Genomic DNA, 11,341 nt, shown 5'->3' on the forward strand with positions numbered 1-11,341 from the left:
CGATTTGACTCGTGGGAGGGTCCATTCGGTTTGGACAAGCTGCATTGGCAGATTGTAATCCATTGACCACAATATTGAGTTGATCATATTTGAAACCTCTCATGACTGGGTCAAAGGCAAAAGAGCTACTCTTGCGAATACCTGATATCACCGGGTCTAAGGATAGAAGTGCTCCTGCATCGTGATGAAGGCGCTCTTGTTCGGAAATGAGGATCTTTTCGTCTTTATCTCCGGTCATTTTCAGGGCGATCACCGATACAGGCTGAAGACCGTAAAGCTGTTCTTTCTGAGAAATGCTTCCTTTTTGAAGGGCTTGAGCTACTTCCAAAGGATCAAGCATCCAACTGCCATAGCTGAGATGGCTGAGGTAAAGCCAGCTCTCTTTATCAGTCAATAAGTAAATGGTGCCGCTTTCATCTGAAATTCCCTTTTGGAAGCCATAGCGGTAAGTGACTCCGGGGACTCCTTCGAGGGTGGTTTGATCAAGGATGCGGAGGGATTGTTTTTCCTGAGCAAAGGCAGGTATGAGGGTATGAAGTGCCAGGGCAAGGGCAAAAATCATCCTTGCAGCTGGCGAAATGAGCTTTTTCATGATAATGGATTTAGGAAATCAAAAGGGACTTTGTCCTGAATCGAGAGATTCCCGATTCTTTTCTGAAGAAAAAATCAGCGCTGAGGGGGATGGAAAAAATTCATTCCTAAATTCAAAGAGTGAAGCATTTGATGCCTTGGAGTATGCGCGATTTGATGATTTGCCTCGGGGATTAAGTCCAAACCTATCTCCCTACTTTTTGTCAAAAAGATCAGGTTTAGTTCTTCCAAGGTGATTTGGGCATCACTTTCGTTTTGGTCTTTGGCCTCAGAGAGCCGCTTGGAGAGTTCGCACTTTCCGTCACATTCGAGTTGTGGCTTGTCTTTGTTGACACAAAAAAGTGCGGTGATTTGCTCTCTGTCCAAATAAAACTGAACTTGAATCAGCGTGTATCCCATTCCATTGAGCAGGATGAGTACAATCAGGGCAATATGTAGCCAAGTTTTAGACACGGGTATGCAAAAATGTTTTGTTTTCGAGTTCCTTCGCGTGACTTCGGTTACGCCCGGGCTTAACTTTTTTGTTCTGGTTCATTTTCCAAAGAATTATTCCTGCCATCAGCAAAAACTGAATCAAAATCAAGTACCCATTCGCTACTCCCAATATTTTGCGCAGCTCATATTCACCGAGGATACTCGCCACAATCCTTCCCAAAAGACTAAGCTGAAAACCGATCCAAGTGATCCAAAGAACCGGATGATAAGGGGTCTCCCGGATCCCAAAAATTGTGGGGAAAATAATCGGAGCATGTGCCCAAATCATGGAAAAAGTAAATCCCAAAAAGAAGGTGTGAAGCATCAAGTCGTAGTATAAGGCCTGATTTTCCATTCCCATTACAATCAAGCCATGAATCCCCAGCCATAAGTACCCAACCTGCAATCCAATCCCGATATAGCGGAATTGGGCAGCTTTGCGTGAGGCCACCTTTGCCATGTCAAAAACCAACAACCATGCAGCAATCAATAGGGCTGAAATGCCCATAATCTCATTGCCCCAAGTGTGAAAGGGAACGATCAAGCCCACCGTGAATAGGGCAAGGAGGGATTTTAGGGCGTTTTGTGACCAGGACGGGACCGGTAAAAACTGACTTAATTCAAGCCGTTCACCCACAATAGTAAACAGGAGGAAGCCAATCCACCAAGTACTTCCCGCCGCAATCAATCCGGTCTGCCATGAAAGAAAATTGCCGATAAACCAGGAGACAGCGCCTCCATACAGCAACGCGGAGTGGAATTTTGGGTGCTTCAGGGTTTGCAGGTGCATAATCAAGCTTAGCCCGAGAGACCCTGTGGTCAATAGGAGCAAACCGACATCAGAGAGACCAAGGAGAAAAGCGAAAACTGAAATCCCGGTAAGGAAAGGAATCAAAAGCCATGTTTTTTTTGCCATGACCATGGCCCGCTCCAGAGAAATCAAAGTTCCCAAGAATCCACCCGTCATAATCAATCCGTGTTGACTTGCGGCTTCGGCAAGGGGGATGGCCGGGTAGCCAAGCCTGATCCAGCCTCCGGATATCCCGGCCACCAAACCCAAAAGAATAAAGGGGAGCAGGTAGAAAGCCTTGAATGAGGAGGGAATCATTTCTTTCAATCAGTTTATGCTCTGCTCAGGCTTTAAGGAAATGGCTTCGGGAAATAAGATGTTATGCTCCAAGTGCATATGCTTCTGAAGATTTACATCAAATTCCTGAAGTAATGCAAAGGCTACTTTGTAGGTGTTGCAGGCATAAGAGGGAGGATTGTAATCATTAGAAAGTCTCCGGATCTCTTCCAAACACGCACCTTCTTGAGCATGATCCTCCATTAATTGGTAGATCAATTCTCGGATTTTCTGGAAATTGGGGCTCAAAAGCAGTTTTTTCCTCTCTCCGTCTGTGCAAATCTTGCGGATGAACGGAAAAACTATCAGTTCCTCCTGTTCTAAATGTCTTTTTAAATCTTCGGTGGAATCTTCAAAAAGGGCTTTGATTTTTTTGAGCTGAGGTTCATGGGCGCCGTGAACTTTGACGACTCGCTTCAGGAATTTCCGGATCAGTGGAATCCGTTCCCGGAGCATGGAGTGATGCTTATTTTCAATATAGTTCGCCAATAGGGTTAAAGGCCAACTCTTGTAATCGAAGTGGTCCTCAGCAGGTTTGGTGAATGCTTCGATAAGTTTTTCAAACAAAAGGTGAGGGTCTGCCTTTTTTTGAGTGCATGCCTCCTGAATTGTCTGATCTCCTTTGCAACAAAAATCTATTCCGAAAGTCCGGAATACCAGAGCAGCTCTGTAATCCCTTGAGACTATTTCGCTTATGGGTAGTTCTGCGATGTTTTTCATATAATAAAGGATATTATTGTCCTCTTATTGAGGTTAAGAAAAGGGACGACGTCCCGGATTCTTAAACAAAACTACAAATTAATTATTAAAAGATAAAGATATCCTCTATTATTTTTTTCTCTATTTGGGAGATATTTTGCTTCCTAGACTTAGGGATGGATGGATTCCTCTGGAGAAATAATGTTAAATTCTGTAGATGACAATCGTTTTGAATTCAATCGCCTTCAAAATGTTAGGTGATTTTTTTTGAAAAAAAGCCATATTTGAATATTTAGGAGCGCTTTTTTGGCTAGTTGATTACTCAAGTTCTTGGACTGCCCAATTTATTTTTTTGACAATGAATTGAGGACATCTTGTTCCGGTAAAAAATCCATGATAAATATCATTCCGGAACCTAAGGAATATTAGTTCCGATTTTTTTCAGTTGGCTCGCTTTTTATTCAATATTAAAGGATAAAATAATCCCTTAATAAGATGAAATATGGAACAATATGTAATCAAAAGAAATGGAGAATATGAGCCCTTTGCCTCCTTTAAAATTGAAGATGCCCTGAAAAAAGGCTTTCATAGTGTATCAGAAGTCTATGATTCGGTAGTTTTTGATCGAATACTCGGCAGTTTGGCTTCCAAGACCACCTGGGCGGTTGAAGAGATTCAGGATTTGATCGAAAAGGAGCTTTTTCAGACGGGTTACTTTCAGGTCATGCGGTCCTTTATGCTCTACCGTCATACCCGAAAACTCCAGCGTGAACATGTGGCTGGACTCAACGAGGACACCACCTATGTGGACAGTACCCAGACAATCGAAGAATATATCCAGCAGACTGACTGGCGGATCAATGCTAACGCTAATACTTCCTACTCCAATGCCGGCTTGGTCAATAATGTGGCCGGAAAGATCATCGCCAACTATTGGTTGGACAAGGTTTACAATAAGGAGGAAGGCTATGCTCATCGCAATGGGGACATAAATATTCATGATCTGGACTGCTTGACGGGCTATTGTGCAGGCTGGAGCTTGAGGGGCTTACTCAATGAAGGGTTTAATGGAGTCCGGGGTCGGGTTGAAAGCCGTCCACCGGCACATTTTCGTGAAGCCCTGGGGCAAATGGCTAATTTTCTGGGGATCCTCCAAAGTGAATGGGCAGGAGCACAGGCGTTCAGTTCATTTGATACCTATTTGGCACCCTATGTATTCAAGGACCAGCTCAATTATAAGGAGATCGAGAAAGCCATTCGTTCTTTTGTCTATAATCTCAATGTTCCTGCGAGATGGGGTCAATCGCCTTTCACCAATGTGACACTGGACTGGGTAGTTCCCGAGGATCTGAAAGACCAGATGCCGACCAAGAGTGACCTGCATCTATTCCAGGGAATCGATTCTGATTTGTTGATGGAAAAGGCAAGAAAGCGGGGAGTGAATTCCCTGGAAGAACTTACTTACAAGCATTTCCAACCCGAAATGGAGCTGATCAACAAGGCTTACTACAGGATTATGACCCAAGGAGATGCGAATGGGCAGCCTTTCACTTTCCCCATTCCTACGGTCAATATCACTGAAGACTTTGACTGGTATGGACCCAATACGGATTTGCTGTTTGAAAATACGGCCAAAATAGGCTCTTCTTATTTTCAAAATTTCATAGGCAGTCAATATACGGTGGATGAGAATGGTCAAAAGATAGAAAACCCCAATGCCTACAAGCCCAATGCGGTTCGGTCGATGTGCTGTCGCCTTCAACTCGATTTGCGGGAGTTGCTGAAGCGTGGAAATGGGCTCTTTGGAAGTGCCGAGATGACCGGAAGTATCGGGGTGGTGACGATCAATATGGCACGCTTGGGTTATTTATACTCCGGAAATAAGGCTGGACTTTATGAGCGATTGGACTACCTGATGCAGATTTCCAAATCCACTTTGGAAAAAAAGCGGGTTTTCATCCAAGAAATGTACGACCGTGGGCTCTATCCTTACACTCAACGATATCTGAAGCATTTCCGAAATCATTTTTCGACCATTGGAGTGAATGGTTTGAATGAAATGATTCTGAATTATTCCCAGGGAAAAGAAGATATCACCGGCTACTTCGGACAAAATTTTGCCGCTGAGCTCCTTGAATACATTCGAAATCGCATGAAAGAATTCCAGGAAGAAACCGGCAACCTTTATAATCTCGAGGCTACTCCGGCAGAAGGTACCACTTACCGATTTGCGAAAGAGGATAAGAAGCGCTTCCCCGAAATCATCCAGGCTGGAATGGGGGAAAACATTTATTACACCAACAGCTCCCAAATCCCGGTGGACTATACCGACGATCCTTTTGAAGCCCTGTTGCTACAGGACGAACTCCAATGCAAGTACACCGGAGGTACCGTGCTGCACCTGTACATGAGGGAAAAAATCTCTTCGCCTGAGGCTTGTCGCCGACTGGTGAAGAAGGTGCTTTCCAACTTCAAGTTGCCTTACATCACCGTCACTCCGGTATTCAGTATTTGCCCTGTACATGGATACCTCAACGGCGAACATGAATACTGCCCACATTGCGATGAAGATCTACTCAATTCACTTAACCAAAAACCAATAAACTATGCAGACAAGAACTGAACCGATCCAAACCAAAGCGCTCCTCGATCAGCATGAAGAAAAGCGCACCAAATGTCTCGTGTACACCCGCGTGATGGGCTATCACCGTCCCGTGGAGAGTTTTAACATTGGAAAAAAAGGTGAACACAAGCAGCGCACCCATTTCGTCGAATAGCCTGGAAAAGGGGAGACCTGTCTTCAGTATCTCCCCTTTTACAATGCTGGATTTTCCGGATCGCACAGCTTGCATCCTTTGGTTTGCCGGCTGCAACATGCGCTGTAGCTACTGCTACAATCCCGAGATCGTCCTTGGCAAAGGCAAGCTGAGTTGGGCTCATGTCAGGGAATTTCTGCAAAGCCGCCGGCACTTGCTGGATGGGGTGGTATTCAGCGGAGGCGAATGCACGATGCATCCTCAGTTGATTCCATTTGTCAGGGAGGTGAAAAAGATGGGGTTTGAGGTGAAAATCGACACCAACGGCAGCCGGCCTGAGGTAATTGGGCAGTTAATTACCGAAGATTTGCTGGACTATGTGGCCCTTGATTTTAAATCTTTACCGGAAAAGTATTGGGAAGTTACCCGCTCTGATTTGTTTTTGGCTTTCGAGAAAACATTGGAAATCATGGTCTCTTCTTCCGTTCCCTTTGAGGTTCGGACTACAGTTCATTCGGAGCAATTGAGGACATCCGACCTTGATGCCATGAACACCTGGCTAAGGGGGAAAGGCTATTTCGGAAGCTATTACTTGCAGCCTTTTCGGGGAGATAAGCAGACTCTTGGCGATTTGGGTGAGAGCAAAAAGCCAGGATTAAAAAGCGGGGTGGGGGTGTGGAGGAATTGAGTTTTCGAAGTGAAGCCCAAATTGCGGATTATTAAAGCTGTTTTTACACTACTTTGGCTCGACTATAGACAGAAATCCAAAGAGTGAAGCATTTATCTGGGAAAAGAACACTAACCAAGTTTTAGAGCCAGTTCAGTGTTACCTTTTGGTATGACTAATTGGTAAGCAGCCCAGTCCGAAAAATTGATCTTCGGAAGTGTGTAAATACTCTTTTGGAGAACTGAATCCATTAGGATTTCTCCTCATTTGGCTGTTTCCTTGATTATTTTGGCTAAGAAATAACCAAATCCCTTCATCCTGGGGAGCCACTGCGCTGATCGCCAATATCGGGTCAGTGGAAGTCAGACAAATGGGGTATCTCTATATGATCAACCCATTGATGACAGGTGCTTTGACACTTTTTCTCTCCTCGGTATTGATCAATAACCTGTCGAAAAACCGTCTCTATTCCTACTATGATGTGAACATCCGGGAGCTGAGCTATTCAGATAAAATCTGGTTTTGGAAGAGGCTTTAAGTGGCAATTACCCAAAAAGGATCTTCCCCATTCTCCACAAATTTTTCCCGCACTTCCTGGGCTGCGATAGCTTCCAGTTGAGTGGAAGTGGCTTTTTCCTGAATGTCGGTAAATAGAATCCGCTCTTCAAATCGGATGTGTCTTTCCAGTTCCTCTTCAATTTGCCTGAGGGTTTTTTCGACATTTTCCCAATCGGAAAAGAGCCGTCTCAGGCGCTTATGCTCACTTAGGGCTTGCTTGACAAGCGGGTTATCCTCAGGCAGAATGGGGAAAATCAGTTTCTCCTCCTCTTCGAAATGGGCCTGTAGGTGATTTTCCCAAAACCATTCGCAATAGACTTTCATCCGCTGGGGGTCAATGCCAAGTTTGAATCCCTGCCTGATTTTCCAACAGAGTAATAAGCCCTGATGGTGGTCATGGCTGAGATGATGGAGAGCCGGATGGCGCTTGAGGGGCTTATTTGTGGTCATTTTCTTTTTTCATTAGGATGCCAACCAATTCTAGTCATAAGAAGGAATTTTTGGGAGAGTTATTGAAATTAATGTTTTTAAAGAGGCTCTCTCAAGAGGGCTGAATGTGTCAGTCTGAGCAGAGTCGAAGTCTATTTTCAGTGAATAGGACTTTATCCCGACTTTTCTAAATGTGACAAGCAGCTTAATGAGACAGCCTCTTCTTGATATTTGCAACAAACTGAAATCAGTAAAGCTCGAGCTGCAAAATCGTAGGGATCATTTTGATTTCTGATTTGACCGAATGGGAGATCAGGCAGGCTTTTTCGGCTTTTTCCAACACTTTTAGGCCCCGCTCTTCTTTTTCTCCCGGGCTGAGCGTGAGTTCGGGGAAGAGATGCACCTCAGTCATCATCCATTTTCCATCTTGCTTGGCCAGTGTTCCAGTGGCCTTGCAGGTGAATTTTTCAAATTTCAGATTGGAATGGTCAGCCACGGAGAGAAAGGTGGTCATCAAGCAGGAGCTGACTGCAGCGGTAAACAGGTGCTCTGGGGACCAAATGCCCGGTACTCCATGGGGAAATTCCGGTGGAGTGGCACATTCGATGAGGTTTTCGAGTTCGGGACTGCTCAGCTGTCCGATCCGTCCGTGATTCCACTCAAGGTTGACGGCATAGTCATGCGTAGGGTCGTGCATAGTTTAAGGGTAGTTGGAATTAATAAACTTCTACTTCTTTTCGCTCCTGATGGAAGCGGTTGAGAACAAAGGGTTGATCAGGTTTTAGGTTTCTGGCGCTTTTCAGAACCATCCAGGTAAGAGGCAAAACGCCTCCAAGGAGGAAAATGGAACCACCAACAATTCTCAGCCAAGTCATGGTTTGGAAAGGGGTGCTTTGGATGAATTCCTGGGATCGGGCAAACCAATACCCTTGATCCATCACCGTAAAGAGCTGATGCAATCCGGCTGGGAAGAGGTCGAGCACGACCATAAACACCAAGCCCAGATTGATCGACCAGAAGGAAACTTTGACCAAGCGGGGATTCCACGTATCGGACTTGGTCAGGTAGCGGAGGGCAAATAAGATTGCCGCAATGGATAAATTCCCATACACGCCCATCAAGGCTGCGTGCCCGTGATTGACGGTGAGATAGGTGCCGTGCTCGTAGTAGTTAGCGATGGGCAGATTGATGATCAGTCCAAAAACTCCTGCCCCGAAGAAATTCCAGAAATTGACCCCGAGGAGGTAGAGAAATACACCGGGCATGGCAAAAAGCGAAGAGCGACCAGTTTGATTGTTTTTATTGGCCAAAAGCTGGGGCATTCGCTGCATTCTCCAAGCTTCCAAGGTGAGCAAAATCAAAGGTACGACCTGAAGTGTGGAAAAGACCGAACCCAAAGCCAAAGTGCCTATAGGCTTGGCATTCCAGTAGAAATTGTGTGAAATCCCCAGCAATCCCGAACCCAAAAACAGCAACGCAGCAAGATAAACGACTTTGGTCACCGCCTGCCGATTGACCAAGCCCATCATCACCATCATGTAGCCGACGATGATCGTGGTGAACACCTCAAAGAAGGCTTCCACCCACATATGCACCACCATCCATCTCCAAAAATCGGCCACCACAAAGTTGGTCTCTGGACTGGCCACGAAGCCGGATACCAGCAAAATTAAAATGCACACAACCGCATAGACCAGCCAATTGGGCAGTTCCCAGGGCTTGGCTTTGGCCATCACGCCTTTTAGTCCCCGATAGACAATCACGGCCCAAAAGGCAAAAACCGCCAAAAGCATGTATTGATACAGTCTTCCCAGCTCCACAAATTCCCAACCTTGGTGACCCAACCATCTGGAGAGGTTGCCCAGCATTCCCATCGGGCCCATGTAAATTCCGATTACCGATCCGGCAACCAAAACAAAGAAGATGGCGAAAAGCAAATTGATGAGCCGGAGTTGACCTTTGGGCTCGCCTTTGGCCAAGAGAGGAAGTATAAAAAATGATATTCCTACCCAACAAGCTGAAATCCAATACAGGGAAACCTGAACATGCCAGCTGCGGGAAATCGTCACCGGAATCAACGCCTGAAGATCAAATCCAAAGAAAGATGTGAACCCCACAAAATCATGCACAGTGAGCACTCCAGCCAATACTTGGATCAAAAACAACAGAATGGCGACATAGAAAAACTTAAAGGTGGCCCGCTGGGTCGGTGTGGGTCGGAAAGTTCTCACTTTCTCCTCTGTTACCATTTCCGAGGCACCTTTGGCATAGTATTCTTCCGTCAGCTGCTCAAACTGCCCGTAGTAGTACATCACGGCTCCCAATCCAAGCACTAAGCCAAATAATCCCAAGATACTCCAAAGCATGGTGGAAGCGGTTGGGGTGTTGCCTGCCTCAGGGTCAAAGGGCCAGTTGTGGGTGTAGCTGTACGTTTCTCCTGGTCGGGATACGCTGCACACCCAAGCACCCCAATAGAAAAACTTGCTCAGTTGCTCGATTTCCTTGGGGTCCGTCAGATAGCCGGAAGGCTTGAAGGCTTCATGAAATTCCGGATCCCGAAAAACCCGCTGATAAAAGGTATTGATTTCATTGGCTGCAAAAGTTTGAGCATCACTCAATACAGCTTGATTGTCTTCCTCCCGGTACCGGTTTTCTTTGATTTCCTGCTTGACCAGTTCTTCGATACCCGCTTGGGCAACCGGATTTGGCTCGATTGGAGATTGCACCTTGTAAAACTTTTTCATGGACTCGGCCATTTCGTGCAGCGTTTGGGCGGTAAAGTCTGGTCCACGCAGAGCCCCGTCACCAAACATGCTTCCGTATTCCATCAGTGCATAGCGATGAAAAACCTCCTGTCCGGCCAAAATGTCTGCCTTCGAGATGACCACATTTCCTCTTGAATCCACATAATCCGGGATCGGAGGGGCTTCATTGTAGGTCTGATAGCCAATGAAAATCAAGCCGCTGATACTCACGGTGAAGATCAGGAGAAAGGGAAGCCACCAGTTTTTGGGCTTCATCAGGTAGGTTAGGAAGCTGGGTTCTGTCTTCATGGATGGGTGGGTAAAGGGTTATTTCATATTTAAGACTATTTATTCTTAATTAAGATAAAAAAATTTCATTCATCCAAGCGGACTTCTTGGGTTCGGATTTTTTCACCCAAAAGAGCCAGGCTGGTTTCGGAGAAGTTATGTTGGAGTTTCGTTTTCACCTCTTTCCAAAAATCATGCACAGGGCAGGGCTTAGCTGAGCCACAGTGGGGCAATCCGATCAGGCATTTGTCAAAGTAATCGTCTCCTTCTAGAGCCTTGATCACGTCGATCAGCATGATTTCCTCGGCAGGTTTTGCCAAGGCAATTCCTCCGGAAGGTCCTCTGTAGGAGGTGAGAATGCCCCTTTCGGTGAGTTCACGGAAGATTTTGGTGACGAAGTGAAAGGACAGACCCAAATCATCCGAGATCTGTCGGATGCTCAGATACTGATTTTCCGGTGGATAGGCTACCAGGTAAAGCAAGGCACGAAGACCGTATTTTCCGACTTGGGAGAGGGCTTTCAAGTGATAATCAATTGTTTTTTTTGAATGCCGATAAAAGATTTTTTCACGAGTGTGAGATGGAATCTTTCGGACACTTTAATCTATTTAAGAGTAATAAGTCCGAAAATAGAAGAAGTTTATTTACAATTCAAAACGCCATTTGATTTTTCCACCCGATTTTTTTTGATAAACTTAGGGTTTGTTAGTCAATTGCAAGCTGATATCCTTCCCTGAATCATTAATATGAATTTCCATTGGAGCCCTCTATTTAATCAGCTCGAAATCGGAGTTCTTCTCACGGACTCCAGATTTGGAGTCCTGCATGCCAATAGAGCTGCCGGGGAATTATTCGGAAAGGATATCTTGGGGATGGATTTCAGTACCTTTTTTCTCAATGTGGAGTGGTTTGGGGAAGGGTTTTTCAAAGAGGAGTTTTCAAAGAAATCCATCGTCACCCAAGTCAGAGTGGATGAATCCAAGGTGATGACCGTGAAGCTCCATTCTGA

12 protein-coding genes and 1 pseudogene are annotated in these 11,341 nt (G+C 45.5%); 5 read left to right on the plus strand and 8 right to left on the minus strand.

Going from position 1 to position 11,341, the window contains the following annotated elements; translation table 11 throughout:
* The 4 genes and pseudogenes from OU792_RS17745 to ric form a co-directional block, all read right to left on the minus strand.
* Positions 1–592 (minus strand): annotated as a pseudogene (locus OU792_RS17745) (TonB-dependent receptor domain-containing protein); the annotation flags it as partial.
* Positions 593–666: 74 nt separating this feature from the next.
* A complete protein-coding gene (locus tag OU792_RS17750; protein ID WP_274670933.1) occupies positions 667–1,044 on the minus strand; it encodes a hypothetical protein in 378 nt (125 codons plus the stop codon).
* Positions 1,037–2,173: a hypothetical protein gene (locus tag OU792_RS17755; protein ID WP_274670934.1), complete on the minus strand. Its 1,137-nt coding sequence runs from the start codon at positions 2,171–2,173 to the stop codon at positions 1,037–1,039. The genes OU792_RS17750 and OU792_RS17755 overlap by 8 nt, the downstream gene beginning before the upstream one ends.
* Positions 2,174–2,182: 9 nt before the next feature.
* A complete protein-coding gene (ric, locus tag OU792_RS17760) occupies positions 2,183–2,911 on the minus strand; it encodes an iron-sulfur cluster repair di-iron protein (RefSeq protein ID WP_274670935.1) in 729 nt (242 codons plus the stop codon).
* A gap of 481 nt (positions 2,912–3,392) precedes the next feature.
* Between ric and OU792_RS17765 the strand changes: the two genes are divergently transcribed.
* The 4 genes from OU792_RS17765 to OU792_RS17780 all read left to right on the plus strand — a co-directional run bounded on the left by OU792_RS17765 (position 3,393) and on the right by OU792_RS17780 (position 6,851).
* Entirely contained in the window at positions 3,393–5,513 is a 2,121-nt protein-coding gene (locus tag OU792_RS17765) for a ribonucleoside triphosphate reductase (protein ID WP_274670936.1), read from the plus strand.
* A 73-nt stretch (positions 5,514–5,586) separates the two neighbouring features.
* A complete protein-coding gene (locus tag OU792_RS17770) occupies positions 5,587–5,667 on the plus strand; it encodes a hypothetical protein (RefSeq protein WP_274670942.1) in 81 nt (26 codons plus the stop codon).
* A gap of 43 nt (positions 5,668–5,710) precedes the next feature.
* Positions 5,711–6,334, plus strand: coding sequence for an anaerobic ribonucleoside-triphosphate reductase activating protein (locus OU792_RS17775; RefSeq protein ID WP_274670943.1), 624 nt, complete (start codon positions 5,711–5,713; stop codon positions 6,332–6,334).
* A 313-nt stretch (positions 6,335–6,647) separates the two neighbouring features.
* Positions 6,648–6,851 carry an HPP family protein gene (locus OU792_RS17780; RefSeq protein ID WP_407636954.1) on the plus strand — a complete coding sequence of 68 codons (204 nt, stop codon included), beginning with the start codon at positions 6,648–6,650 and terminating at the stop codon, positions 6,849–6,851.
* Here the strand turns inward: OU792_RS17780 and OU792_RS17785 are convergent.
* The 4 genes from OU792_RS17785 to OU792_RS17800 form a co-directional block, all read right to left on the minus strand.
* A complete protein-coding gene (locus tag OU792_RS17785) occupies positions 6,848–7,321 on the minus strand; it encodes a hemerythrin domain-containing protein (RefSeq protein WP_274670937.1) in 474 nt (157 codons plus the stop codon). The genes OU792_RS17780 and OU792_RS17785 overlap by 4 nt on opposite strands.
* A 226-nt stretch (positions 7,322–7,547) precedes the next feature.
* Entirely contained in the window at positions 7,548–7,997 is a 450-nt protein-coding gene (locus tag OU792_RS17790) for an OsmC family protein (protein WP_274670938.1), read from the minus strand.
* A 19-nt stretch (positions 7,998–8,016) separates the two neighbouring features.
* Positions 8,017–10,353 carry a nitric-oxide reductase large subunit gene (locus OU792_RS17795; protein WP_274670939.1) on the minus strand — a complete coding sequence of 779 codons (2,337 nt, stop codon included), beginning with the start codon at positions 10,351–10,353 and terminating at the stop codon, positions 8,017–8,019.
* Between the two features lie 65 nt (positions 10,354–10,418).
* Positions 10,419–10,856: an RrF2 family transcriptional regulator gene (locus OU792_RS17800; RefSeq protein ID WP_274670940.1), complete on the minus strand. Its 438-nt coding sequence runs from the start codon at positions 10,854–10,856 to the stop codon at positions 10,419–10,421.
* Positions 10,857–11,078: 222 nt separating this feature from the next.
* Here OU792_RS17800 and OU792_RS17805 point away from each other — a divergent pair.
* On the plus strand, positions 11,079–11,341 hold a 263-nt coding region (locus tag OU792_RS17805), incomplete at its 3' end, for a PAS domain-containing protein (protein WP_274670941.1).

The sequence above is a fragment of the Algoriphagus sp. NF genome (genome assembly GCF_028823735.1).
In the GTDB taxonomy this organism is placed as follows: domain Bacteria; phylum Bacteroidota; class Bacteroidia; order Cytophagales; family Cyclobacteriaceae; genus Algoriphagus; species Algoriphagus marincola.

What these genes read in the sequence shown, in the direction of transcription:
- OU792_RS17755 (WP_274670934.1), bottom strand. Translation starts at nt 2,173, where the DNA reads ATGATTCCCTCCTCATTCAAGGCTTTCTACCTGCTCCCCTTTATTCTT.
- ric (WP_274670935.1), bottom strand. Translation starts at nt 2,911, where the DNA reads ATGAAAAACATCGCAGAACTACCCATAAGCGAAATAGTCTCAAGGGAT.
- OU792_RS17765 (WP_274670936.1), top strand. Translation starts at nt 3,393, where the DNA reads ATGGAACAATATGTAATCAAAAGAAATGGAGAATATGAGCCCTTTGCC.
- OU792_RS17770 (WP_274670942.1), top strand. Translation starts at nt 5,587, where the DNA reads ATGGGCTATCACCGTCCCGTGGAGAGTTTTAACATTGGAAAAAAAGGT.
- OU792_RS17775 (WP_274670943.1), top strand. Translation starts at nt 5,711, where the DNA reads ATGCTGGATTTTCCGGATCGCACAGCTTGCATCCTTTGGTTTGCCGGC.
- OU792_RS17785 (WP_274670937.1), bottom strand. Translation starts at nt 7,321, where the DNA reads ATGACCACAAATAAGCCCCTCAAGCGCCATCCGGCTCTCCATCATCTC.
- OU792_RS17790 (WP_274670938.1), bottom strand. Translation starts at nt 7,997, where the DNA reads ATGCACGACCCTACGCATGACTATGCCGTCAACCTTGAGTGGAATCAC.
- OU792_RS17795 (WP_274670939.1), bottom strand. Translation starts at nt 10,353, where the DNA reads ATGAAGACAGAACCCAGCTTCCTAACCTACCTGATGAAGCCCAAAAAC.